This is a genomic window from Streptomyces sp. NPDC051315 (assembly GCF_044455165.1).
Taxonomy (GTDB): domain Bacteria; phylum Actinomycetota; class Actinomycetes; order Streptomycetales; family Streptomycetaceae; genus Streptomyces.
The window spans coordinates 192,238-215,461 of sequence record NZ_JBITEN010000007.1 but is presented as its reverse complement, the minus strand read 5'-3'; the positions used below and the strand labels follow the sequence as shown (position 1 = coordinate 215,461).

The 23,224-nt window shown below is 71.4% G+C and carries 20 protein-coding genes and 1 tRNA gene; 14 read left to right on the top strand and 7 right to left on the bottom strand.

Going from position 1 to position 23,224, the window contains the following annotated elements; genetic code table 11:
* Window positions 1-4 precede the first annotated feature (4 nt).
* Window positions 5-1,354, top strand: coding sequence for an alpha/beta fold hydrolase (locus tag ACIBBD_RS16025; RefSeq protein WP_399419993.1), 1,350 nt, complete (start codon window positions 5-7; stop codon window positions 1,352-1,354).
* A 350-nt stretch (window positions 1,355-1,704) separates the two neighbouring features.
* Here the strand turns inward: ACIBBD_RS16025 and ACIBBD_RS16020 are convergent, their stop codons facing one another.
* Both ACIBBD_RS16020 and ACIBBD_RS16015 read right to left on the bottom strand, forming a co-directional pair.
* A complete protein-coding gene (locus tag ACIBBD_RS16020) occupies window positions 1,705-2,001 on the bottom strand; it encodes a DUF6247 family protein (protein WP_399419992.1) in 297 nt (98 codons plus the stop codon).
* A 285-nt stretch (window positions 2,002-2,286) separates the two neighbouring features.
* Window positions 2,287-5,367, bottom strand: coding sequence for a DUF3427 domain-containing protein (locus tag ACIBBD_RS16015; RefSeq protein ID WP_399420128.1), 3,081 nt, complete (start codon window positions 5,365-5,367; stop codon window positions 2,287-2,289).
* 211 nt (window positions 5,368-5,578) lie between these two features.
* Here ACIBBD_RS16015 and ACIBBD_RS16010 point away from each other — a divergent pair, with 211 nt between their 5' ends.
* Window positions 5,579-6,622, top strand: coding sequence for a YDG/SRA domain-containing protein (locus tag ACIBBD_RS16010; protein WP_399419991.1), 1,044 nt, complete (start codon window positions 5,579-5,581; stop codon window positions 6,620-6,622).
* 305 nt (window positions 6,623-6,927) lie between these two features.
* Here the strand turns inward: ACIBBD_RS16010 and ACIBBD_RS16005 are convergent, their stop codons facing one another.
* The gene (locus tag ACIBBD_RS16005) at window positions 6,928-7,950 is read right to left on the bottom strand and encodes a hypothetical protein (protein WP_399419990.1); all 1,023 of its coding nucleotides are present in this window, start codon (window positions 7,948-7,950) and stop codon (window positions 6,928-6,930) included.
* Between the two features lie 385 nt (window positions 7,951-8,335).
* On the opposite strand from ACIBBD_RS16005, the gene ACIBBD_RS16000 reads away from it, so the two are divergent.
* A complete protein-coding gene (locus ACIBBD_RS16000) occupies window positions 8,336-8,950 on the top strand; it encodes a dihydrofolate reductase family protein (RefSeq protein ID WP_399419989.1) in 615 nt (204 codons plus the stop codon).
* A gap of 176 nt (window positions 8,951-9,126) precedes the next feature.
* Here the strand turns inward: ACIBBD_RS16000 and ACIBBD_RS15995 are convergent, their stop codons facing one another.
* Entirely contained in the window at window positions 9,127-10,599 is a 1,473-nt protein-coding gene (locus tag ACIBBD_RS15995) for a glycoside hydrolase (RefSeq protein ID WP_399419988.1), read from the bottom strand.
* Between the two features lie 508 nt (window positions 10,600-11,107).
* On the opposite strand from ACIBBD_RS15995, the gene ACIBBD_RS15990 reads away from it, so the two are divergent.
* The 4 genes from ACIBBD_RS15990 to ACIBBD_RS15975 all read left to right on the top strand — a co-directional run bounded on the left by ACIBBD_RS15990 (window position 11,108) and on the right by ACIBBD_RS15975 (window position 14,329).
* Window positions 11,108-11,911: a class E sortase gene (locus ACIBBD_RS15990; RefSeq protein WP_399419987.1), complete on the top strand. Its 804-nt coding sequence runs from the start codon at window positions 11,108-11,110 to the stop codon at window positions 11,909-11,911.
* Window positions 11,912-12,223: 312 nt separating this feature from the next.
* Entirely contained in the window at window positions 12,224-12,514 is a 291-nt protein-coding gene (locus ACIBBD_RS15985) for a DUF6412 domain-containing protein (protein WP_399419986.1), read from the top strand.
* A 118-nt stretch (window positions 12,515-12,632) separates the two neighbouring features.
* Complete coding sequence (locus ACIBBD_RS15980) at window positions 12,633-13,361, top strand: YidC/Oxa1 family membrane protein insertase (protein ID WP_399420127.1); 729 nt, start codon at window positions 12,633-12,635, stop codon at window positions 13,359-13,361.
* A gap of 116 nt (window positions 13,362-13,477) precedes the next feature.
* Window positions 13,478-14,329 (top strand): fumarylacetoacetate hydrolase family protein, encoded by an 852-nt coding sequence (locus tag ACIBBD_RS15975; protein WP_399419985.1) that lies wholly within the window; start codon window positions 13,478-13,480, stop codon window positions 14,327-14,329.
* Window positions 14,330-14,444: 115 nt separating this feature from the next.
* Here ACIBBD_RS15975 and ACIBBD_RS15970 read toward each other — a convergent pair whose 3' ends face one another.
* A complete protein-coding gene (locus ACIBBD_RS15970; protein ID WP_399419984.1) occupies window positions 14,445-14,945 on the bottom strand; it encodes a heme-degrading domain-containing protein in 501 nt (166 codons plus the stop codon).
* On the bottom strand, window positions 14,942-16,009 hold the full coding sequence (locus ACIBBD_RS15965) for a Gfo/Idh/MocA family oxidoreductase (RefSeq protein WP_399419983.1): 1,068 nt from the start codon (window positions 16,007-16,009) through the stop codon (window positions 14,942-14,944). The genes ACIBBD_RS15970 and ACIBBD_RS15965 overlap by 4 nt, the downstream gene beginning before the upstream one ends.
* Window positions 16,010-16,065: 56 nt before the next feature.
* Between ACIBBD_RS15965 and ACIBBD_RS15960 the strand changes: the two genes are divergently transcribed.
* The 5 genes from ACIBBD_RS15960 to ACIBBD_RS15940 all read left to right on the top strand — a co-directional run bounded on the left by ACIBBD_RS15960 (window position 16,066) and on the right by ACIBBD_RS15940 (window position 20,470).
* Complete coding sequence (locus ACIBBD_RS15960) at window positions 16,066-17,283, top strand: ROK family protein (RefSeq protein WP_399419982.1); 1,218 nt, start codon at window positions 16,066-16,068, stop codon at window positions 17,281-17,283.
* A gap of 114 nt (window positions 17,284-17,397) precedes the next feature.
* The gene (locus tag ACIBBD_RS15955) at window positions 17,398-18,189 is read left to right on the top strand and encodes a hypothetical protein (RefSeq protein WP_399419981.1); all 792 of its coding nucleotides are present in this window, start codon (window positions 17,398-17,400) and stop codon (window positions 18,187-18,189) included.
* Between the two features lie 180 nt (window positions 18,190-18,369).
* Window positions 18,370-19,149: an HAD-IIA family hydrolase gene (locus tag ACIBBD_RS15950; protein WP_399419980.1), complete on the top strand. Its 780-nt coding sequence runs from the start codon at window positions 18,370-18,372 to the stop codon at window positions 19,147-19,149.
* Between the two features lie 104 nt (window positions 19,150-19,253).
* Complete coding sequence (locus ACIBBD_RS15945) at window positions 19,254-19,799, top strand: hypothetical protein (protein WP_399419979.1); 546 nt, start codon at window positions 19,254-19,256, stop codon at window positions 19,797-19,799.
* A gap of 2 nt (window positions 19,800-19,801) precedes the next feature.
* Window positions 19,802-20,470, top strand: a complete 669-nt coding sequence (locus ACIBBD_RS15940; protein WP_399419978.1) for a class F sortase — start codon at window positions 19,802-19,804, stop codon at window positions 20,468-20,470.
* 78 nt (window positions 20,471-20,548) lie between these two features.
* Here the strand turns inward: ACIBBD_RS15940 and ACIBBD_RS15935 are convergent.
* Window positions 20,549-20,622: transfer RNA gene (locus ACIBBD_RS15935), tRNA-Lys, on the bottom strand.
* Between the two features lie 200 nt (window positions 20,623-20,822).
* On the opposite strand from ACIBBD_RS15935, the gene ACIBBD_RS15930 reads away from it, so the two are divergent.
* On the top strand, window positions 20,823-21,791 hold the full coding sequence (locus ACIBBD_RS15930; RefSeq protein WP_399419977.1) for a peptidoglycan-binding protein: 969 nt from the start codon (window positions 20,823-20,825) through the stop codon (window positions 21,789-21,791).
* A 90-nt stretch (window positions 21,792-21,881) separates the two neighbouring features.
* A complete protein-coding gene (locus ACIBBD_RS15925) occupies window positions 21,882-22,991 on the top strand; it encodes an SPFH domain-containing protein (RefSeq protein WP_399419976.1) in 1,110 nt (369 codons plus the stop codon).
* Window positions 22,992-23,224 lie beyond the last annotated feature (233 nt).

The window sequence follows — 23,224 nt, the reverse complement described above, 5'->3', positions numbered from 1 at the left end:
CGAGTTGACCGAGCCGACCGAGTTCCTCACCACGCCCGACGGCATCCGCCTCGCCTGCCGGGACGACACCCCGGCGCACGCCACGGCACCCCCCGTCCTCCTCCTCCACGGACTGGCGGGCCACCTGGGCGAATGGAACGACCTGACCGCCCGCCTCCGGTCCGACGGCCACCGCGTGGTGCGCTACGACGCCCGCGGCCACGGCGCGAGCACCCGCGCCCCCGCCGACATGACCCGAGCGGCGGCCGTACGGGACGCCGTGACCGTCATGGAGGAGCTGTCCCTGTCCCCGGCGATCCTGCTGGGCCAGTCCCTGGGCGGCCTGACGGCCCTGCTGACGGCGGCGGCCCACCCGTCCCTGGTCACGTCCCTGATCCTGGTGGAGGCCGGCCCGGCGGGCGGCGACCCGGAACTCCCCGTCAGGATCGCCGCCTGGCTGGACAGCTGGCCGGCCCCCTTCCCCTCCCACCGTGAGGCGACGGCCTTCCTCGGTCACGAGGCCTGGGCCGACGGCCTGGACTGGCGCGAGGACGGCGGCCACGCGCGCGTGGACCGGGACACGATGCTCGCGGCGGTGACCGAGCCGGCCACGAACGACTACTGGGCGCAGTGGGCGAGGGTGAGCTGCCCGACGCTCGTCGTGCGCGGCGGGAAGGGGACGATGCCGGCGCCGGAGATGACGGAGATGCACGCCCGCCGCCCGGCCGGCACACGGCTGGTGGTCGTACCCGACGCGGGCCACGACGTACACCTGGACCAGCCGCGGGCCCTCCACGAGTCGGTCGCGTCCTTCCTCGCGACGACGAGTGGCGCCCACACCGACACCCAGGGGCACCCCATGACCTCCGCCCCCCAGGACGAGCCACCCGAGCACACGCGGTACGCCGAGTACCTCCAGGCCCTGAGCCAGGTGGCCCCCGCCGACGAAGTACGCCTGGTCCGCGCCGTCCTCACCGACCCGGACCGCACGATGGCCCGCTCGGCGGTCCTGCGCCACCTGGACCACCGGGCGGCAGACCTCCACCGGACCCCCGCCTACGAGCCCTGGTCCGCATTTATGATCCAGGCCACCGCCGACCACCCCTTCCTCACCACCCGCCTCCACGAATGGACCCTCCTCCGCGCCATCACCCTCTCCCACCCCTGGTCCCCCGAGGCCCTGACCGAAGCCTCGAACTGGCTCCAACGCACGCTGACCGAGACCCCGGACGTCCCCACTCCGGCCTTGGCGTTTCTGGCGGAGCACGGCCGTACGAAGGGCGTCCGGAATGAAGCAGCTAGGCGTGTTCAGCGGACTCCGGACGAGGCCCCTGCCCCAACGGACCCATCACGGACGGGCCATGTCCCCCGGTGATAGTCAGGCGTGACGTCGCAATCGAGCAGCAGCCGGACGTCGCAACCTGCCGCTCGGGAGGACGGGCTACTCGGCGGGGGCGCCATCGTCCGGAGTCACTGCGACGATCGCGACTGTCGGAGGAGGGGGCGATGGGGTGTACACGTACGCCACCGCCAGCCCGGGCAGATTGTCCCGCGGCTCGATCCGCGTCTTGCGGACCTCCGTGCCGTCTGCCCGGGGCGGACCGAGTAGTACCCCGAGCCGCGGTGCCTGTTCCAGTTCCTGCCGCAGTACCTCGAGGGCGTCCTCTACACCGAGGGCCTTCGCCCGATCTGCTGCCCTGACTGTTACGGCCGCGATAACGCCAGTCACCGGTCCTTGTTCTCCTGCTTGAGCCGGGCCGTAAGGTCGATACCGTCCTGGACTGCGATGTCGAATTCAGGATCCTGGTAGAGGCGGATTCTGCCCCGGTAATCGACGATCACCGCAGCCACCGCGTTCAAGTCCGTCTCCGTCGACGTTTCCAGCGCATGCTGAAGATCTGCTTCGAATGACTCGCGGTCGCCGGGGAAGCCGTGCCCGGACCGCAGAGCCGCTCGAATATCGCCGATGGTCCTCAACGGCAGCGGCGCAGGAACGGGCGTCTCCTCGTGCTGTGCGCTCACGATCTGCTCCTTGGTCCTTGTCCTACGGGCAGTGTCCTACAGATTCTGCAGCTAGGAGGCATCTTCCCGCAGTGCGCGGCTGTACCACTGTCAAGGCCGCCATGAAGGAACGCCGAGCCGTGTCCCCGCAGCGATTGCTGGCACACCTGGTGTGAGCAGCCGACAGAGCCAACGCCACTCACCTTGGTGCAAGAGAGCCCGCACATGGCCCAAGCGGAGCTCGACATCAATCGTGACTTCCTCGTGAGAAGGAAGCCAACACTGGCCTAGCCAGCTTCGGGGCTCTCAGCCGCTCGTGATCGAGGCGTACGAGCTGACATCGGCAGGCAGCTCGTGGTGCAGCTCCCAGGTGATCGCCATGGGCTTGCTGCCGGTGTGCCCCGCGTATGTGGCCGGTCCCAACAGCATCCACGGCTCGGCCTTGCCAATGCTGCTGCGCTTGTAGCGACGTAGGAACAGGAGAACATGGCTCCCCTGCTGGGCGTGCTGCTGATAGCGCAAGCCGGTCAGCGAGTTCGCCGAAGTGGTGCTCTGGGACTCCCAGTGGAATCGGTTCGAGCTGATCGCGTAGTCCTTGTAACGGACGGTAGGAGAGAAGTCCCGCTCGCTCTTCTCCAGGGTGATGAGAAGAGCGTCGGTCTTGAGCTCCTCCACCCAGCACACTCCCTGCCCAAAGTTTCTGGGCATCTGACCGCCCAGCCGTGCCACCCCCAGGGCGGAGAGGATCTCGGAGCGGTTGTAGGAGCTGTGGATTTTGAGGGGGATGTGGGCGAGCGGGCCTTCCAGAGGGAGTGGGAAGTGATCAGCCTCTTCGAGGGCGTACGACAGGACCTGCTGAAGCTCGTCACGGAATGCCGGATGGGTGCGCAACGACTCAAGGCCCTGTTGGTAGCTGGAGAAACCGCCGGCGTGGTCCCACAGATTGAAGAAGAGCATGCGGGCGTACGCTTGCTCCCCCGAGTTCAGAGATTCGTAACCAAGGGCGTCATCCGCGAGCAGACGGAGATACGCCTGGGCCCGTTCCAGGTCGTTGACGTGGAGGAACGCATGAACGCGTTTGAGGAGCTCTGCTTCGCCTGACGGAGCCGCCTCCCGGAGGAACCCCGCCTTACGGAGCACCTTGGTCCACGAGTTATCACTCTTGTAGAGCTCCTGGATGTCGCGTCGGCTCTCACGCAGGTAGTCGGCCAGCTGCGGAGTGCTGTAGTCCCGTGCTTCCTTGGCCAGCGTCATGATGTTGGCCCTGAGGTGGGTGCGGATGTTGTCCAGGACAAGATTCTTGGACTTGCCTTCCAAGATGATCTGGCAGCCGGAAGGCAGCTGTGGGAAGCCGCGCTCGATGCTGTGGACCAGGCGGTTGCGCGAGAGGTTGGTCAGCGCCCGGAACTGCTCCTCGAAGCGGAACTCGGCCCGATGCTGCCCGATGAAGTCGAGCACGGTCAGGACAGGCTTGTTCGGCGTACGACGCAGCCCGCGCCCGAGCTGCTGCAGGAAGATGGTCGCGCTGTTCGTGGGACGCAGGAGCAGCAGTGTGTCGACGTCCGGGATATCCAGTCCCTCGTTGAACAGATCGACAGAGAAGATCACCTGGATGCGTCCCCCCTTAAAGTCTTCAAGCGTGCGCGCGCGCACCTCGGGACGCGAGTCACTGTCGAGAGCCGCTGCCTGAAACCCTGCCCGGCTGAAGCACTCAGCCATGAAGTGTGCATGGGCCTTGGACACGCAGAATCCGAGCGCCCGCATCGACGCAGGGTCGGAGATCTTGTCGCGGATCTGGTTGATGACGATGCGAGCCCGAGCTTCGTCGCCCGTGAAGAGACGGCCCAGTTGATCACGGTCGTACGTGCCCGATCGCCAGTTGAGACGAGTCAGATCCGTGCCGTCCGGAACCCCGAAGTAGTGGAAGGGACACAGCAAATCGTGCTCTAGCGCCTCCCAGAGCCGCAGCTCGGCGGCGATGCGGCCGTCGAAGAACTCATCCTGCACATTGAGCCCGTCCATCCGCTCAGGAGTGGCGGTCAAACCGAGCAACTCGGCCGGCTTGAAGTGGTCGATGACCCGCCTGTACGTCTCCGCTGTCGCATGGTGGAACTCATCGATGACGATGACATCGAAGTGCTCGGGAGCGAGCTGCTCCAGCCTCTGAAGGTTGAGTGACTGAACGCTGGCGAAGACGTGTGTCCAGTTGCGAGGCTCTTTGCCGCTATGGAGGAGCTCCCCGAAGGAGGCGTTGTCGAGCACCTCCTGATACGTCCGCAGGGACTGGTGGAGGATTTCCTTACGGTGAGCGACGAAGAGCAAGCGGGGGAGTTGCCCGCCACGCCTATCACGCATGCTGCGATAGTCCAGGGCAGCCATGACCGTCTTTCCCGTCCCGGTTGCCGCAACGAGGAGATTCCGGTTGCGGCCGCGCACGTCCCGCTCGACGCGGAGACGCTCCAACATGTCCCTCTGGTGCGGGAGAGGATGCACCTCAAGACCAGAGAGACTGATCTTGAGTTCTGCTGTTCTACCCGTGCCGCCTGCCTGAGCGAGCGCCTCAGCGAGCCGCTCGCCGTCACCGTCCGGGTCGTATGCCTCGAACGCCCTGTCGGCCCAGTAGGCGTCAAAGGTCGCCTCGAACTTATCGAGCACCCTGGGCGTGGCCACCGAGGACAACCGTACGTTCCACTCCAAGCCATCGAGCAGCGCGGCCTTCGACAGATTGGAGCTGCCCACGTATGCCGTGTCGAAGCCGGTACGACGCCGGAAGAGCCAAGCTTTGGCATGCAAGCGCGTCGACCGGATTTCGTAGTTGACCTTCACCTCAGCGTCGAACTCGCGCACCAACCGGTCCAAGGCGTGGCGATCGGTGGCGCCGATATAGGTGGTTGTGATGACGCGAATCGGAACGCCCCGCTCTTTGGCCGCGCGCAGTGAGTCCTCAAGGACCCGTATGCCGTACCACTTCACGAAGGCACACAACAGATCGATGCGGTCAGCTGTGGCGAGCTCAGCCCGAAGCTCTGCACCCAAGCTCGGGTCGTCCGGGGCGTTGGTGATCAGAGCGGTCTCGGAGAGAGGAGTGAGGGGTCTGATGGCGTAGACACCAGGGGCTTCTTGCTCGGCCAGAGCCAGGAGTTGGCGAGGGCCGTCGACGAAGGCGGACACCGCGTCGTGCACGTCGGGATCTGGCACGTTGGTGATGAGGGATCGCATGATCTGGTTGGCTGCGGCGACCTGCTTGTCATGGGGCAGCTGACTCAACCGTCGCTGCACCGCCTCGCCAATGAAGCGGGCCAGGACATGCGGCGAAGACTCCGCACTGACTGGCGCATGGATGGGCTTCCAACCAGCCGCGTTCAGCTGATCGATCTGTGTCTGCATGGCTTCAGTGATGAGCTCTTCGTACACGCCCGCTACCGGTTGGGACAGATCTCCTGGCCGTGCCACCCGCGCCCCCTGGATCAACGTTGAGCTAGGGACAGTTCTAACAGGACCCACTGACAGAGCAGGGAGAGTGCTCGGTGTGAGTGCCACTCGGTCAGTGCGCGAATCTGACGTGACATAAGCGATCATCTTCGATCAGTATGGTGCGATGGGCGAGCGAGTGATCGGTCACATAGACGGCGTCGTACCTGGTGAGGTCTTCCCTGGGCGAGCTGAAGTCAGGGCAGCCAATCTCCACAGTGCGAACATGCGGGGGATCTCGCGTCTAAAGGACAAAGACGGCACGTACGTTGCCGACGCCATCGTGCTCAATGGTGGGTACGTGGACGACGAGGACGGCTGGACCTGGGTGCAGTACACGGGTGCATCACCGGACAAGGACAAAGCCAAGGACGGTAAGTCACTTCTGCGGAGTCAATCCTGGGAATACCCGGATAACGCGGCGCTCAAGGTCAGCTTTGAGCGTGGCTACCATGTTCGGATCATCCGAGGTTATAAGGGTGATGAGCGGTACTCCCCGGGCCAGGGCTACCGATATGACGGCCTGTATGAGATCACGGCGATGCGCACCGCTATATCCAAGGTGCCAGCCCCCGACGGCTCACCCATTGAGATCTGCCAGTTTGACTTGGAGCGTCTCTCTGCCCCGGAGCAGGAACTTACTCCCGCTGAGCGTAGCGTTGCTGAGATGTTGGGGCGGCAGGAAGTGCTGCTGGACACCGAGGCGGAACCTGCGGACGGCGACCATGACAATGCCGGCCAGTCAGGGGAACCTGCCGACTGGGAGAAATTCCCCACCACGCGTGCCACCCGCGTCCAGCGCATCGTGCGGGACGCTGCCACGGTACGGCGTATCAAGGCGCTCTATGATCATGAGTGTCAGATGTGCGGTTTGCGATTGGTCGGTCCAGACGACAAGCCGTATAGCGAAGGCGCCCACATCAAGCCGCTGGGTGCTCCGCACAAGGGCCCTGACGTTGAGCGCAACATCCTCTGCCTGTGCCCCAACTGCCACGTGCGATTGGACATCGGGGCCGTCGTTATTGATGAGGATTGGTCCATCATCGTGCGTACGGGAATGTTCGGTGATGGGCTGCGGGCGAAGCTCAAGATGCACCAGAAGCACAAGGTGCACGAGGAGTACGTCCGTTATCACAGGGAGTTGTGGAAGAAGGCCCGCGGCCTCGGCTAGGCCTGCGGTGCCGAGCCCTGCCGGCGTGCTGGAGAAGGGCTGACCGCGCCGGCAGAGGTCGGCTCCTGGCACGCCCGGTAGCGGACCTGGGCGGGGCGCAGCACCGTCCCCTCCCGGCGTGGGCCACGGACCACCTCGCCCTTCGTGCGTGTTCCCCGCACGCCCAGCCGCCGCAGGCCCTCGCGTCCTCGGAGGGCGCCCCAGGTGACGCGGAGGCCCTAGGCCGGCCATCCGACGGCGAAGATCAGGGCGAACGTGAGCCATGGTTGGGTCATCGTGGCTCGCCCGAGGCGGTGCGGTGTGTCCTAGCCCGCCGTACTGCCGTGGCACCCCTCATACGCCCCGCCCGCTCCACACCAGCACCCCGCCCCCCTCTGCGGCGGCCAGGCCACTGCCCGGCCCCGCGCTGCCAAGGTCGTCGCGTACTGCGGCAGCAGGTCCGCGTCCGCCGGGGACGACCCCTCTGAGGCCGCGAAGGCCTCGTACGACGGGACGGTGCCCGTGACGATCCCGAGGTTCGCCGTGCCCGACGCCGCCAGTTCCCGCAGGGCGCCCTCTATCGTCGCGAGGTGCTCGTCGTAGGACGGGTACTCCTGCGCCAGGGGCGGGTACGCGGCCAGCAGCTCCGCCAGTTCTCCCGCCGGCCAGTGCAGGACGGCCACGGGGAAGGGGCGGGACAGCGCCTCCCGGTACGTCCCCAGCTCGGCCCGCAGGCGGGAGATCTCCGCCTCCAGCTCCAGCGGGTTGTCCGAGCCCAGGGACCACACCCGCTTCGGGTCGTGCAGCTCGTCCAGGGAGACCGGTGAGGAATGCAGCGCGTCCGCCAGGGCGTCCCACTCGTCGTGCCCCGCGCCCAGCATCCTGCGCACCCGGTGGCGGCCGAACAGCAGGGGGTGGGCGGAGTACGGGGGTTCCGGTACGTCCGTCAGCAGCAGGCGCACCCCCTCCGTGAACGTCTCGTGCGCCGCTTCCAGCTCGTCGTGGGACTCCAGGGACTCCGCGACGATCACCCAGGGGGCCGGGTCGCGCGGGGCGGCCGTGCGGATGCCCGTGATGATCGCGCGGGCCTCGGCCTCGTGGCCGTACTCCCAGAGGTTGGAGGCCTTCAGGGCCCGTACCAGGTGCGGGTTCTCCAGACCGGCCGGGGAGGAGGAGAGAAGGCGGTCGTAGAGCGCGGTCGCGGCGGGGCGGTCGCCGGACAGTTCCAGGTGGGCCGCGGCCTGCAGCAGCAGGGCCTCCGCGTCCTCGGGATACAGGCCGGCGGTCCGCTCCAGGCGTGCCGCTTCGGCGGTGTGGTCGACGTTCTCGGCAGGCGTGTCGGGGCGCATGGGGGACACCGTACTGCCGCCCGCTGACAAAGGAGAGGTATCTGCTGGCCAGGAGGCTCGACGCCGCGCGTACCCGTTCCGGCACCCGCCCCTGCACCCGCCCCCGCCCCGGCCCCCGTCAGGCACCCGCCCCCGCACCCGCCCCCGCCGCGGCCTCCGCCCCCGCCCCCGCCCCCGCACTCATCCCCGCCGCGGCCTCCGCACTCGACCTACGCACCCGCCCCCGCCCCCGCCGCGGCCTCCGCACCCATCGGGCACCCGCCCTCGCACCCACCCCCGTAGGCCCCATCCCCGCCCCAACCCCGCCCGGCATGTCGAATGCGCTCCTTCCCGATCGACGTGAGAGTGAAAGCAACCCGGCCCAGCACCACAGGAGCACCCCACCATGATCGTGACCGCGGACCTGGCCATCTCCCTCGACGGCTGCATCGCCGGCACCGACGTCTCCGTCGGCAACCCGGGAGGCGACGGCGCCGAGCCGCTCTTCGAGTGGATCCACGACCTGGCGAGCTGGCGGGAGCGCCAGGGCATGACCGGCGGGGAGGACAACCGTGACTCCGAGCTGATGCGCGAGTGGTTCGACGCCACCGGAGCGGTGGTCATGGGCCGGATGATGTACGACACGGGGGAGGAGTTCTGGGGCGACAACCCGCCCTTCCGGGCCCCGGTCTTCGTGCTCACCCACCGTCCCCGGCCGACGCTGGTCAAGGAGGGCGGCACCACCTTCACCTTCGTCACCGACGGCATCCACAGTGCCCTCGACCAGGCGCGGGCCGCGGCCGGGGGCAGGAACGTCGACATCGCGGGCGGGGCGAGCACGGTGCGGCAGTACCTGGCGGAGGGGCTCATCGACGAGCTGCAACTGCACGTGGTGCCCGTGCTGCTCGGAGCGGGGCTGCGGCTCTTCGAGGGGCTGGGCGCCGGGCGGCGGGACCTGGAGCCGGTCAGGGTGGTCGACACGCCCCTCGCCACCCACCTGAAGTACCGCTTCGTGAAGTGACCCGGCGCGGATGAGGGACGGAGGAGGCACGGACGAGGCACGGATGAGGCACGGATGAGGCTGGGCCCCGGCAGGCCGCTGCTCCCGCCGGGGCCGAGTGCCTCCCCCCAGGGCGCTCGCCCCGGCCGAGAGGCGCCCTCACTCGAGGGCGACCTGACCCGCAAGACGCTCCCTGGCTAGATCGTCACCCCGTCGATCTGCAAGGTCTGCACCGACTTCGCCGCGAACGGCACCGCCACCGACTTCCCGCCGAGGTAGGTGTTCGCGTACGCCCGGTACTGGTCCCCGCCCGTCGTGACCGTGTTCCAGCGGGGGACCAGGCCGCCCGAGCCGCCGGTGACGGTGGAGAAGCGGGACAGGTCGAAGGTCAGCGTCTGGGCCGAGGCGGAGGTGTTCACCGCGACGATCACCAGGCGGCGGGCCGCCGCGTCGTACGCGGCCGCCGCGTAGCTCACGCCGGTGTCGAGGATCCGCATGCCGGGGCGGATGTGGCGGCTGAACTGGGCCATCACGTAGTACTTGGTCTGGACGGTCGTCGGCTGGAGCGTGTTCGCGTCGTACGCGATCATCGCCCAGCCCGTCGACGGGTCCATGACCTGCCAGTAGCACCAGGCCGTGGGGTGCAGCCAGCGGAAGTCGTAACAGAGGTTGGACGCCATGGTCAGGCCGGTGCCGTCGCTGTCGCCCGTCTCCGAGTTCCACAGCTTCTTGCCGGACGTGGTCACCACGTCGGTGTACAGCAGGTCCCTGCGGCCGCCCGAGCCCTGGTAGCCGTGCACGTTCACCTGGTTCACGAGGGCCTTCGTCGAGGAGCCGAACGACGCCCACGTCGAGCGGGCCGTGTCGTAGTTCGTCTCGTCGGAGGCCGCGATACGGATGCCGGTCAGGCCGCGCTTGTCCAGCTCGCTGCGCATGTACGGGAGTACGGCCGCCTGGACCGCCGGGTCCATGTGGCAGCCCTCCTGCGTCCCGGTGGCGGTCCACCAGGACGACGCCGGCTCGTTGAAGGGGTCGACCGTCGCGAAGTTCACGCCCCAGTTGTTCCGGGCGTACAGGGCCGTCGCCGCCAGGTGGGAGGCGTGCTGGCGGTAGTTCCACGACTGGAGGTTGTTGCCGCCGTCCGCGGCGCCGGAGGGGTTGTGGTTGAGGCACATCCACCACATGGGGGAGTTGGCGAACAGCTCCGTCGTCGCGCCGCGTCGGGTCGCCTTCTGCAGCATCGCGCGCTGGTTGGCGTCCGCCGTCCAGTCCCAGGCCGAGGAGGTGGGGTCCTCGTTGTTCCAGTCCTGCCAGAAGCCCTCGATCTGCTTGAAGCCGGGGATGTTGGGCGACTCGACCATCGCCTGGCCGTTGACGGTGTTCCAGCTGCACGCGCCGAGGTTGTAGCGGGCGATCGTGAGGCCGAGGCCGGGGAGCGTGGTGCCGTTGTACGTCACCGAGTTGGTGGTGAAGAAGAGGTCGGCGAAGTCGTCGCGCGCGCCGAAGACGTTGGCCCACCAGGCGAGGGAGGTGCCCCAGCCCTCCCAGGTGCCGTACGACGTGCCCGGGTTGACGGCGATCGTCGCGTCGGCGTGGGCCGTACCCGCCGCCATGGCGCTCCCGAGGAGCGCGCCGCCCGTGGCCGCCAGCAGGGTTCTGCGTCGGATCATGACTTCTCCGCTTCACTCGACTGAGAACAGGGCCGGTCGTCCCCACCGGGCCGTGACTCATGCGGGTACGTGAGTGCTCGAGCCGCGTGGCGCGGCCGAGCGCTTGAGCGCGTCACGAAGCATCGGGCCCCGCGCGTGGTGTTGTCGAGGGTTCCGACAGCCCTTTCTCAAACCTGTGGAGGAAGGTTCGAGGAGGCGAACGGCCGCCCCCCCCCCCCCCCCCCCCCCCCGCCGCCCCCCCCCCCCCCCCCCCCCCCCGCCGCCGCGCCCCCCCCCGCCCCCCCCGTCGTNNNNCGCGCGTCCCGCACCATCGGCCCCCGGGGGGGGTTTTTTGGGGGGTTCCCAAAGCCCTTTCTCAACCCGTTGGTGTACGTTTCGAGGTGGCCAACGGCCGCCCCCCCCCCCCCCCCCGCGCCGCGCCTCGCCCCCACTCGTCGGCGTACGGCTCTGGAGACCTCGCCCTCCGGCCCTTATCGTGCGGGCGGCCCACCAGCGAGGAGGCGTCGGCGTGCGGATACCCGTCGTACACCACCGCGTCCGGCGGCGGCGCGCCCGGCGTCGGCGGGTGCTGTGGTGCGGTGCCGAACTGCTGGTCACGGCGGGCGTGTTGGGGCTTCTTCTCGTCGTCCACCAGATGTGGTGGACCAATCGGGAGGCGCGGAAGGGTGCCGACCGGAAGGTGGCGGCGCTGGAGCGTGAGTGGGCGAACGGGGGCGACGCCAACCCCGGCACGGGAACGGGTCCCGGCTCCGGGCATGCCGACGGGCCCGGGCACGCCGACGGGCCCGGGCGGGACAACGGCCCCGCCCGCGGGCCCGGCAGCACCGTGGACGGCCCGCCCCCGCCCCGGCCCGCCCCCTCCCAGGCCTACGCCGTCCTCACCATCCCCCGCCTCGACCTCCGCGCCCCCGTCGCCGAGGGCACCGGCAAGCGCGACGTCCTGGACAAGGGGTACGCCGGCCACTACACCGGCACCCAACAGCCCGGCCAGACCGGCAACTTCGCCCTCGCCGGGCACCGCAACACACACGGCGAGCCCTTCCGGCACCTCGACCGGCTCCGGCCGAAGGACAGGATCGAGGTCGAGACGGCCGGGGCGATCCACACGTACGTCGTCGACGAGGTCCTGCCGCGGACCTCACCCCGCGACACGGGCGTCATCCGGCCCGTACCGCGCTCCACCGCCGGGCCCGCCCACGGCTACGACGTCCCCGGCCGCTACCTCACCCTCACCACCTGCACGCCCGAGTTCAGCTCCCGGTACCGTCTGGTGGTGTGGGCGGAACTGATCTCCACACGAGTGCGGTCGTAACCGCGCCGCGCGCCGTGGAACCGTCGTCCCGGGTTCGGCGTTCTCAGGTATGACGGCGACAGCCGGTTCGGTGTCGTCAGGTACGGGGGCGACAGCGGCTTCGGTGTCGTCAGGTGTGCCGACGGCAGCGGGTTCGGTGTCGTCAGGTACGACGACAACCGGTTCGGTGTTGTCAGGTACGAGGGCGACAACCGGTTCGGTGTCGTCAGGTACGACGGCGACAGGCCGGCCGGACGGTCGCGGCAGTGGCTCCGGAACGGGACGGCGGACAGCGGGAAGGGGGCGCGGGTGATCCGCGAGTGGTGTACCGCCGTGCGTCCCGCCGCCGTTCTGCTCTTCTTCCTCCTCGACTTCGCCCTCTTCGACGCCGGTGGTCTCTCCGCGACCGTCGCGCTCGCCGCGACCGCCGCCACCGGTGCCGCGTTCGCCGTCTGCCGTCTCGTCGCCGCCCGCTGCGCGCCTGTCGTGCCGCCCACCCGGGTGCGGACGGCCATCCGTGACCGGGACCGGCGTACGGCCTTCCTGCCCCAACGGGACCCCGACGCGTCCGGCCGGCCGCGGCCCAGGGCGCCCGGGCACGCCCTCGCGACGGCCGTCGCGTAGGGCACACCTGTCGAACACCCACCCTGTGTGACCCCGCGCGGGTCGTCATGCCGCCAGTTGGTTCTCCATCCCCGGCACGACGAGACCCCCGGAGGGCTCCTCACCCATGTCCGTCCTCATGTCCGCCTTCGTCCAGCTCGTCGAGCGGTTCGCCGAGCTGCTCGAACCGCTCTTCCAGGCCTCCGCGGCCGCCGCCGCGATCGTCCTGTTCACCGCGCTCGTGCGGCTGCTCGTCCACCCCCTGTCCCGGGCCGCCGCGCGCGGCCAGCGGGCCCGCGCCGCGCTCCAGCCGCGCATCGCGGAACTGCGCAGGAAGCACGCGCGCGACCCGGAACGGCTCCAGCGGGCGGTGCTGGAACTGCACGCGCGGGAGAAGGTGTCGCCGCTGTCGGGCTGCCTGCCGAGCCTGCTCCAGATGCCCGCGTTCTTCCTCCTCTACTACGTCTTCTCGCACACGTCGGTCGGCGGCCGGACCAACGACCTGCTCGGCCACCGGCTCCTCGACGCGCCCCTCGGCGACCGCTGGACGGACGCCCTCGCCGCCGGCGGGGTGTTCGGCGGGGCGGGGCTGGTCTACCTCGGACTGTTCGCCGTCGTCACGGCGGTCGCCACCTTCAGCTACCGCCTCTCCCGGCGGATGATGGCGACGAACCCGGCGCTCGCCGCCGCGGCGGGCGGCGAGGAGGTGCCGGGGATGGGGGCCGTCACCAGGGTCATGCCGTTCCTGTCGTTCTTCACCCTCGTCACGGTCGCGGTCGTCCCGCTCGCCGCCGCGCTGTACGTCGTCACCAGCACCGCGTGGAGCGCCGTCGAGCGGGCCGTCCTGTACCGGCCGCGGAACGGGTGACGGGTCCAGTACGTGAACCGGGTATTGCGGAGTGGACGCGCAGCTTGGACGATCGACCAGTCCTCCGATGGCTGCACCCGTCGGCGGGCGCCCCGCGATCGAGGGAGATTGTGCTCATGAAGCTGCTGCGAGTCGGTACGGCGGGCGCCGAGCGCCCCGCGCTGCTCGACCCCGAGGGAACCCTGAGGGACCTGTCGGGTGTCGTGGACGACATCGACGGCGCGCTGCTCGCCGATGACGCGGCGCTCGGCCGGATCCGGGCCGCCGCGGGGTCGCTGCCCGCCCTGGACTCCGCGGGGCTGCGGATCGGGCCCCCCGTGGCGCGGATCGGCAAGATCGTGTGCATCGGGCTGAACTACCACGACCACGCGCGGGAGACGGGCTCCGAGCCGCCCGCCGAGCCGGTGATCTTCTTCAAGGCCGCCGACACGGTGGTCGGGCCGGACGACACGGTGCTGGTTCCGCGCGGGTCCACGAAGACCGACTGGGAGGTGGAACTGGCGGTCGTCGTCGGCCGTACGGCCCGCTATCTGGGGTCGGCCGAGGAAGGCCTCGCGCACGTCGGCGGGTACGCGGTCGCCCACGACGTCTCCGAGCGGGAGTTCCAGATGGACCGCGGCGGGACCTGGGACAAGGGCAAGAACTGCGAGACCTTCAACCCGCTGGGTCCGTGGCTGGTCACGGCGGACGAGGTACCGGATCCGCAGGCGCTGTCCCTGCGGCTGTGGGTCAACGGGGAGCTCAAGCAGGACGGTACGACCGCCGAGCAGATCTTCCCCGTGGGGGAGGTCGTGCGGTACGTCAGCCAGTTCATGACCCTGTACCCCGGCGACGTCATCAACACGGGGACCCCGGCGGGGGTGGCCTTCGGGCAGCCCGAGCCCAAGCCGTACCTGCGGGCCGGGGACGTCGTGGAGCTGGAGATCGAGGGGCTGGGGCGGCAGCGGCAGGAGCTGAAGGACGCGTAGGGGCTCCCCCGGGAGGGACGGGGACCGCGCGCGGTGGGCCGGTGGCCCGGCGGCCCGGTGGCCGCGGGCCGTCCGTGGCCACCGGGCAGTTCCCCGCGCCTCCGAGGGGCGCCGCTCAGCCCTTGCTCAGGAACTCCTCCAGCGCCTCCACCACGAACCGGTGGTCCTCCAGTTGCGGCAGGCCCGACACCGTCACCGCGCCGATGACGCCGACTCCCTCGACGTTGATCGGGAAGGAGCCGCCGTGGGCCGCGTACGTGTCCGGGTCGAGGCGGGAGGACTCCTCGAAGGTCGTGCCCTTGGCGCGGAAACGGGAGCCGACCAGGTAGGAGGAGGCGCCGTAGCGCTCCACGACACGGCGCTTGCGGTCGATCCAGGCGTCGTTGTCGGGGGTGGAGCCGGGCAGGGCGGCGTGGAAGAGCTGCTGGCCGGCACGGTGGATGTCCACCGCGACCGGGGCCTGGCGCTCCCGGGCCAGCTCCACCAGGAGGGAGCCGAGCGCCCAGGCGTCCTCATGGGTGAACTGGCGGAAGACCAGCCGCCTCTCCTGGGCTTGGAGCTCCTCCAGGGTCGGGGTGATCTCCGGGGTGAACTTCGGGGTGATCTCGTGGGTCACAGCGTCACCGCCACTCCGTCTCGTGCCGAACGGCGGGCCGCCTCCAGGACGTCGAGGGCGGCGGCCGCCTCCACGGCGGTCACCGGGTTGGGACCGCCGTCGGTCAGTGCCTTGGCCACCGCAGCGTAGTAGGCCGGGTAGTCGCCGGGGAGGGTCCGTGCGGGCCGGCCACCGCCGGTCACGGGGGACTCCCCGGCTCCCACGCGGCCCCAGTGCTCCTCCGGTTCGGTGCCCCAGCCCGGGCCCGGGCGCAGACCCTCCCGGAGCGCGGCCTCCTGCGGGTCCAGGCCGTACTTCACGTATCCGGCCCGCGAGCCCAGCACCCGGAAGCGCGGGCCGAGCTGGGCGGTCGTGGCGGAGACGTAGAGGTGGGAGCGGACGCCGTTCGCGTGCGTGAGCCCGATGAACGTGTCGTCGTCGGTCTCCGCGCCGGGACGGCGTACGTCCGCCTCGGCGTACACCCGCGTGACGGGACCGAACAGGACCAGCGCCTGGTCGACGACGTGGCTGCCGAGGTCGTACAGCAGACCTCCGATCTCTGCGGGGTCGCCGGACTCCCGCCAGCCGCCCTTCAGCTGCGGCCGCCAGCGCTCGAAGCGGGACTCGAAGCGGTACACGTCGCCCAGCGCGCCCTCGTCGAGCAGCCGGCGCAGCGTCAGGAAGTCGTTGTCCCAGCGGCGGTTCTGGAAGACGGAGAGGAGCAGGCCGCGCTTGTCGGCGAGCTCCGCCAGCCCGCGCGCCTCGGCCGCCGTGCCGGCGATCGGCTTGTCGACGACGACCGGCAGACCGGCCTCGAGGGCGGCCGTGGCCAGCGGGACGTGCGTCCGGTTCGGGGACGCGATGACGATCAGGTCCAGGTCGCCGGCCCGGGCGAGGAGCTCGTCGGGGGTGGCGCTGACGCGTACGTCCGGGAACTCGGCGCGGGCCTGCTCCTGCCGCTCGGGGTTCGAGGTGACCACGGTGTCCAGGGCGAGGCCCTCGGTGGCGGCGATCAGCGGCGCGTGGAAGACGGAGCCCGCGAGGCCGTAGCCGATCAGGCCGACGCGGAGGGGGGTACCAGTCATGCCACCCACTTTCGCAACGCTGTTGCCAAAGTGCAAGCGCGGGGGACAATGGGCGCGTGAACAGGACGAGCGGCGGCACGGTGGGCGGCGCGACGAGCGGCCGGGCGCGCGGTACGGCAGGCGGCCGGGCGCGTGCGACGGGCAGCCGCGTGGGCGGTACGGCAGGCGGCCCCGTCGGCGGCATGGCGGGCGCGAACCTCCTCGCCGTGCGCAGTCACAACGCCGCGCTCGTGCTCGACCTGCTGCGCACGGCCGGCCCGGACGGCATCAGCCGGCTCGAGCTCGCCGAACGCACCGGGCTCACCCCGCAGGCGGTCAGCAAGATCACCGGGCGGCTGCGGGAGGAGGGCTTCGCGGCGGAGGCGGGTCGCCGTGCCTCCACGGGCGGCAAGCCGCGCACGGTCCTGCGGCTGGTCCCCGGGGCCGGGCACGCGGTCGGCGTCCACCTCGACCGCGACGAACTGCGGGTGGTCCTCACCGAGCTCGACGGACGCGTGGTGGGGGAGCGGCGTGTGCCGCTGGACCTGGGGGCGGGGGCGGAGGCCGTCGTGGGGGCGGTGGCACGGGAGGCGGAGGGCGTCGTCAGGGAGGTCCTCGGGGCGGACTGCCCCACCCTCCTCGGCGTCGGGGTCGCCCTCCCCGGTCCGCTCGACCACACCCACGGCGTCCTGCAGCGCGTCACCGGCTTCCCCGAGTGGGACGGCTTCCCGCTGCGGGACACGCTCGCGCGGCGGCTCGGCGTTCCGGTGGTCGTCGACAAGGACACCAACGCCGCCGCCCTCCGTCTCGCCGTCGGCGGCGAGCACGGCTCCTTCGCCTACCTCCACCTGGGGACGGGGCTCGGCGCCGGCCTGGTGATCGGCGGGAGCGTGCACCGGGGGACCCGTACCGGCGCGGGCGAGTTCGGCCACCAGGTCCTCCAGCTCGACGGGCCGCCCTGTCCCTGCGGCAACCGCGGCTGCGTCGAGGCGCTGTGCCTCGCCGCCATCGCCCGCGGCGACGCGGCCGAGGCGGCTCGCGTCCTCGGCACGGCCGCCGCCAACCTGGCCGGCCTCCTGGACATCGACCTGCTCCTGCTGGGCGGCCGGACGATCACGGCCGCCCCGGACCCCTTCGTCGACGGAGTCACCACCGTCCTCGCCGCCCGCGCCCACCGCGAGGGCGCCCCGGAGGGCCCGGTCCCGGTCCGGCTCGCCCCGGGCGGCGCCCGTGCCGTCGCGGAGGGCGCGGCCCAGCTGCTCCTGGGACCGGTCTTCGGCCGGGGGACCGGCTGAACCACCCCGCCACCCGGACCCGCCCACCCCTTCCCGCCCTCCGCCGAACGAATGGACTCGCACGACCGTACGGAGCGCCGCCGCCGCGGGCCCCCTCCGGTACGACAAGCTCACGTGTTCATGCGACTGTGCACGCCTGTCTCCCTCTGCCTCGCCGCAGCCGCCGTCTTCCTGCCCGCGCCCGCGTACGCGGAGGCCGGCCCGAGTTGCGCCGGCCCGGACGCCGGCGACTTCCCGCTGACCACGCGCCTCCACGGCGGTCCCGGCTCCTACCGGGCGGGCGGCGGATACGGCACCTGGTACCTCGACCTCACCAACACCACCGGCAGCACCTGTGCCGGCGTCCACCCGGTCGTCGTCCTCGTCGACGCCGAGCGCTCCCTGAAGCCGGCCCAGCCCCGCCTGGAGTTCTACGCGGACGGCCGGCCCCACCCCGTCCACTTCGAGACGACCGACGAGGACGAACTGGTCGGCGTGCTCACCGGCGGGGTCATCGAGGAAGCCGAGGGCACCCCGCCCGCTCCCTTCCCCGGTTTCACCGTCCCCCCGGGCCGGACCCTCACCGTCAAGCTGCGCCTCGCCCTCACCTCGGACGCCGCGCCCAACGAGGTCACCGCCAACGCGGCGGTCGTCCAGCGGCACGGCGACGACGGCGAGTGGGTCGGGCAGTCCAACGACTACCGCTTCACCGTCGAGGCGCCCGCCCGCCCCGCCACCCCCGCTCCCGATCCCGAAGCCGACCCCGAGCCCTCGGCCTCCGCCCCGGCCACCGGTCTGCCGTACCTCGCCGAGGAGGCCAGGGAGCTCGCCACCACCGGTCTGACCTCCCCGGCCGGCGTCCTCACCGCCGCCGCCTGCCTCCTGACCGCGGGCGCCGTACTGCTCCTGGCCCGCCGACGCCGCTGACCGCCGAGCGACGGGGCGTCCGCACCAGACCTCCTGGCCGGGCCCCCGAGCCGGGCCGTGCGCCGGACTCCCGGACCACGTCCCCGGTCCGGCGGAAACCGGCCATTCCCTCATGATCGGGCCTGTGACTACTCTGGGGCGCACGCAGCACCGCCTCGCGTACGGCAGGAGACCCCGCACATGGCAGACCGCAAGCCCATCGAGTCGTGGCTCACCGACATGGACGGTGTGCTCATCCACGAGGGCGTTCCGATCCCCGGCGCCGACTCCTTCCTGAAGAAGCTGCGCGAGTCCGGCAAGCCGTTCCTCGTGCTCACCAACAACTCGATGTACACCCCGCGCGACCTGCACGCCCGGCTGCGCCGCATGGGGCTGGACGTGCCGATCGAGAACATCTGGACCTCGGCGCTGGCCACCGCCAAGTTCCTCGACGACCAGCGGCCGAGCGGCTCGGCGTACGTCATCGGCGAGGCCGGCCTGACCACCGCGCTGCACGACATCGGCTACATCCTCACCGACCACGAGCCGGACTACGTCGTCCTGGGCGAGACCCGCACGTACTCCTTCGAGGCCATGACCAAGGCGGTCCGGCTGATCAACGGCGGCGCCCGTTTCATCTGCACCAACCCGGACGAGACCGGCCCCTCCACGGAGGGCCCGCTGCCCGCGACCGGCGCCGTGGCCGCGCTGATCACCAAGGCGACCGGCAAGAACCCGTACTTCGCGGGCAAGCCGAACCCCCTGATGATGCGGACCGGCCTGAACGCGATCGGCGCCCACTCCGAGACCAGCGCGATGATCGGCGACCGGATGGACACCGACGTGCTGGCCGGCATCGAGGCCGGGATGCAGACGTTCCTGGTGCTCACCGGTCTGACCCGGCCCGAGCAGGTGGAGAACTTCCCGTACCGCCCGTCGAAGGTCGTCGACTCGATCGCGGACCTCGTCGACCGCGTCTGAAACCCGCCCCGGCGGGAAACGAACCCGTTCGGAGCAGCGGGACCCGCCCTGGAGATGCGGGCCGCCGCCTCCGGGAGGAGCCTCCGAAGAGCTGGAGGTTCACAATGGGTTCACTGAAAGCACCACTCTGTGCCGGTGTCGCGGTCGTCGCGACGGCGCTCATCCCGACGGCGTACGCGGCGGACGGCGCGAGCGGGGGAGGCGAGGTCTCACTGACCCCGTCGACCCCGTCCCCGGGCGCCGAGGTCTCGCTGAGGGTCACGGGCTGTGCCGGGAAGACCGCCACCGCCGCGTCGGTGGCGTTCGTCTCGGAGGCCCGGCTCGTCGGCACGGGCGGCACCCTGGTCGGCGAGACCCGGGTCCGCTCCTCGCTCAGCCTCGGGTCCTACGGCGTGACGGTCACCTGTGCCGACCTCAGGACCACCCACACGCTCAGGGTCGGGCCGGCGCCGACGAGCCCGGCCACGCACGCCTCCCCGGTCGCCCCGGTCCGCGCGGGCGGCGGTGGCGCGGCCCCGCTCGCCTCCGCCGACGAGGCCCGGGCGGACAGCCCCGGCACCGCCCAGACGGTCACCGGTCTGGTGCTGGCGGGCGTCGCCGCCGTCGTCGTGGCGCTCCGGACAGTGCGCCGGAGCCGCGGAGCGGACTGACCATGTCCGATTCCGAGCGCTCCTCCGGGCGCCTCCTGACCGGCGTGGCCTGGGCGCTGCTCCTGCTCGGGCTGTGGCTGTGGGGGCGCGAGGTGACCGACGTACGCCCCGGGATGTCCGCGCCGACCACCGGTGACGTGGCCGCCGTCGGCAGGCCCGGAGGCGTCGAGCTGCCGCCCGCCGCCCAGCCACTCGGGTCCGCCCTGCCGCAGCGGATCGACATCCCCGAGCTGGGTGTGCAGGCGCCGGTGGTGGCCCGCGGGCTGGACGCGCAGGGCGCGATCGACCCGCCGCCCTACGAGCAGGCCGGCGTCGTCGGCTGGTACGCGGCCGGCGCGAAGCCCGGCGCGGCCGGCACCGCGCTGATGGTCGGCCACGTCGACACCGAGACCCGGCCCGCCGTCTTCTACGAACTCAGCACGCTCGAGGCGGGCGGGACGATCCGGGTCGTCCGCAGCGACGGCAAGGTCGCCGAGTTCACCGTGGACGAGGTCGAGGTGGTCCGGCGTGACCGCTTCGACGCCCGCCAGGCCTACGGGCCCCGCGCGTCGGGCCGCGCCGAGCTGCGGCTGATCACCTGCGGCGGCACCTTCGACCGGGCGACCAACAGCTATACGGCGAACGTGATCGTCTCGGCGTACCTGACCGGGACGACCACGACCAGGGTGTGACCGGCGCGGCCGGTGTGGGCCGAGACGTCGCCGGGACAGCAGAAAGCCCCTCGCTCACGCGAGGGGCTTTCTCGTCGGTGCGCCGCCAGGGACTCGAACCCCGGACCCGCTGATTAAGAGTCAGCTGCTCTAACCAACTGAGCTAGCGGCGCCTGCTGACGTCGCTAACTCTACAGGACGTCCAGGGGTGCTCCCGACCACCACCCGGCGGGGCGGCCGGCCCTCCGACCTCCCGAAAGGGGGCCGCGTCCATCGTTCGGACCGTCAGCATGGGCGGCCGCACCACCGGTGGGAAAGACTGGCGATTGTGCACAGTCGCGGACATTTCCATCTGGAGCGTGAGGGGAATCGCATGGAGACTCCGGTGTTCGAGGAATTCGATCCCGCGAGCGACTGCGACTGTCCTGGATGCGTCCACTGGCGGCGGGTGAGTCCGCGTTCCCTGCCCGCCGGACTGGGCGGTCACCCCGCCGCCCACCGCACGGCCGTCGTCGCGGCCACGGCCGCAGCGACGCCCGGCGCCGGGCACGCCGTCCCCGCCCCGCACGCCCCGGACCGGCCCGGTGTCCCCGGGGGCGACGAGCCCGACACCCCCCAGGGCGGCAAGGCGCCGCGGCACGGTCCGGGTGGCCGGCCGGCGCAGCCGGCGGGACCGGTCACGACACCCGAGACGACCCGGGCGGACATCGTCAGGCGGACGGACATCGTCAGGCGGGCCAGGGACTGGGTCTCGGCGAAGGTGCCGCACCCCGGGCGGGGGGACTTCGGGCCGGGCGCCGACATCCCGTACGTCACCCGGATCGGCCGGCTCCTCGTCGAGCGCGGCGGCGCGCGCTTCTCCACCTCGGGGCCCGGTCCGCGCTGGTCGGACGCCGACCGGCGGGCCACCCGGGCGTTCCAACTGGCCCAGGGCTCGCGTGGCGCGGACGCCGACGGGCCGCCCGGTCGGGGGACCTGGGCGCTGCTGACCGCCGGCGCGGGCAGGGACATCGCGGCCGCGGGCCAGGGCACCGCGGCCACGTCGGCCGGCACGGCGGGGCCGTCCGCGCCCTCCCCGGGCGCCGCCGCTGCGGCCGCGCGCGTCCCCGTCTACCCCGGCCGGGCCGTGTTCCGGCCCGGCGCCGACAACGCGTACGTCACCCAGTTGGGGAGGCAGCTGGTGAAAAAGGGGTTCGGCACGTACTACACGACGGGACCGGGGCCGCGCTGGGGCGAGGCGGACCGGCGGGGCGTCGAGGCCTTCCAGCGCGCCCAGGGCTGGCGCGGCGGCGCGGCCGACGGCTGCCCGGGGCCGGAGACCTGGCGGCGGCTGTTCTCCTAGGCCGTCTCCCCGTCCGGCCCACGGGCCCTCCCGCGGTTCCCGTCCTTTTCCCCGTCATGGCGTATCCGGCGGGGAGGCTGGAGGCACGCAATGCACACGACCACTTCTCAGACGCCCGGTTCCGAGGGGCCGTCCCGGCCCGTCCGGCTGATCCGGAACGAGGCGACCACCGAAATCCCCCTCCACCTGCTCTTCCGCGACGAGCCCGAGCCACGGCCGGTACCGGTCGGGGCCGCTGTGGTGGCGAGCCGGGCGGGTACGGGGGAGCAGCCGCGTATCCGGCGGCCCGCGCCGGCGAAGCCCCGGCCGGTCGCGGAGGTCGATCCCGCGCTCGTGGAGCGGCCCGCCCGGGTGCTGCCCGGCGTGGCGGGCGTGGCTGCCGGTGCCTGTGGTGCGGCCGGCTGCGTGGCGGCCTCGTGGTGGGCCGGCGTCCTGCCGCCGCTCGTGGGGGAGTCGCTGGGGCTGTCCGCGTACGCCGGTACCGGACTCGGCCCGGCGCAGTGGGCGGCGCACGCGGCGGCGGCCGCCCTGGGGCTGTTCGGCTTCGGCGGGCTGGCGCGGGGCGAGACCGGGCGGGCCTGGGTGCTCGGCCTGTTCGGCCGCTACCGGGGGACGGTCCGGCGCACCGGCCTGCTGTGGGTCAACCCGTTGCTGCTGCGCCGCCGGGTCGACGTCCGGCTGCGGCACTGGCGCAGTGGGCCGGTGCCCGCGGCCGACGGCGACGGGGTCGCGCTGCGGGTGGTGGCGCTGGTGGTGTGGCGGGTGCGGGACACCGCGCGGGCCACGCTCGGCGTGGAGGACCACGAGACGTACCTGCGCGAGTGCGTGGAGGCGGCCCTGGCGCGGATCCCGGTGGAGACGCCCGGCTCGGGTCGGGGCTCGGTCGAGGCGTCCGGGGAGGCGCTGACCCGGCGGGTCGCGCGGGACGCGGGCGCGATCGGCCTGGAGGTGTTCTCGGTGCAGCCGGTGTGCGTCGAGTACGCGCCCGAGGTCGCCGCCGCGATGCACCGCCGGCGGATCGCCGCGCTCGACGCCCAGCACCGGGCGTCGGTGCTGACCTCGGTGGTGGACTCGGTGGAGGACACGGTGACCAGGTTGACCACGCGGGGGCTCGTGGAGCTGGACGACTACGAGCGCAAGGCGCTGGTGAAGGACCTCACGGTGGCGTTCTGCGCGGGGCGCGGCGAGCAGTCGCCCTGACGGTCCCCCCGAACACGTCCCACGACGGTTCCACGAACACGTCCCCCGACGGTTCCCGAACACATCCCACGACGGTTCCACGAACACGTCCAAAGACGGTTTCCCGAACGCGTCCCGCGATTGGTATGGACATGTTCAAGTAGCCGCCATAACCTCAGACTTGGTCTAGACCTACCGTGCAGGCGTGCACGCCCAGCTCGCACAGCTCACTGAACTCCCCACGTTCTCCAGGA

Bases quoted from the DNA above. Each gene is read 5' to 3' on its own strand.
- ACIBBD_RS16015 (WP_399420128.1), bottom strand. From the start codon at position 5,367: ATGCAGACACAGATCGATCAGCTGAACGCGGCTGGTTGGAAGCCCATC.
- ACIBBD_RS16010 (WP_399419991.1), top strand. From the start codon at position 5,579: ATGGGCGAGCGAGTGATCGGTCACATAGACGGCGTCGTACCTGGTGAG.
- ACIBBD_RS16005 (WP_399419990.1), bottom strand. From the start codon at position 7,950: ATGCGCCCCGACACGCCTGCCGAGAACGTCGACCACACCGCCGAAGCG.
- ACIBBD_RS16000 (WP_399419989.1), top strand. From the start codon at position 8,336: ATGATCGTGACCGCGGACCTGGCCATCTCCCTCGACGGCTGCATCGCC.
- ACIBBD_RS15995 (WP_399419988.1), bottom strand. From the start codon at position 10,599: ATGATCCGACGCAGAACCCTGCTGGCGGCCACGGGCGGCGCGCTCCTC.
- ACIBBD_RS15980 (WP_399420127.1), top strand. From the start codon at position 12,633: ATGTCCGCCTTCGTCCAGCTCGTCGAGCGGTTCGCCGAGCTGCTCGAA.
- ACIBBD_RS15975 (WP_399419985.1), top strand. From the start codon at position 13,478: ATGAAGCTGCTGCGAGTCGGTACGGCGGGCGCCGAGCGCCCCGCGCTG.
- ACIBBD_RS15965 (WP_399419983.1), bottom strand. From the start codon at position 16,009: ATGACTGGTACCCCCCTCCGCGTCGGCCTGATCGGCTACGGCCTCGCG.
- ACIBBD_RS15950 (WP_399419980.1), top strand. From the start codon at position 18,370: ATGGCAGACCGCAAGCCCATCGAGTCGTGGCTCACCGACATGGACGGT.
- ACIBBD_RS15945 (WP_399419979.1), top strand. From the start codon at position 19,254: ATGGGTTCACTGAAAGCACCACTCTGTGCCGGTGTCGCGGTCGTCGCG.
- ACIBBD_RS15940 (WP_399419978.1), top strand. From the start codon at position 19,802: ATGTCCGATTCCGAGCGCTCCTCCGGGCGCCTCCTGACCGGCGTGGCC.
- ACIBBD_RS15930 (WP_399419977.1), top strand. From the start codon at position 20,823: ATGGAGACTCCGGTGTTCGAGGAATTCGATCCCGCGAGCGACTGCGAC.
- ACIBBD_RS15925 (WP_399419976.1), top strand. From the start codon at position 21,882: ATGCACACGACCACTTCTCAGACGCCCGGTTCCGAGGGGCCGTCCCGG.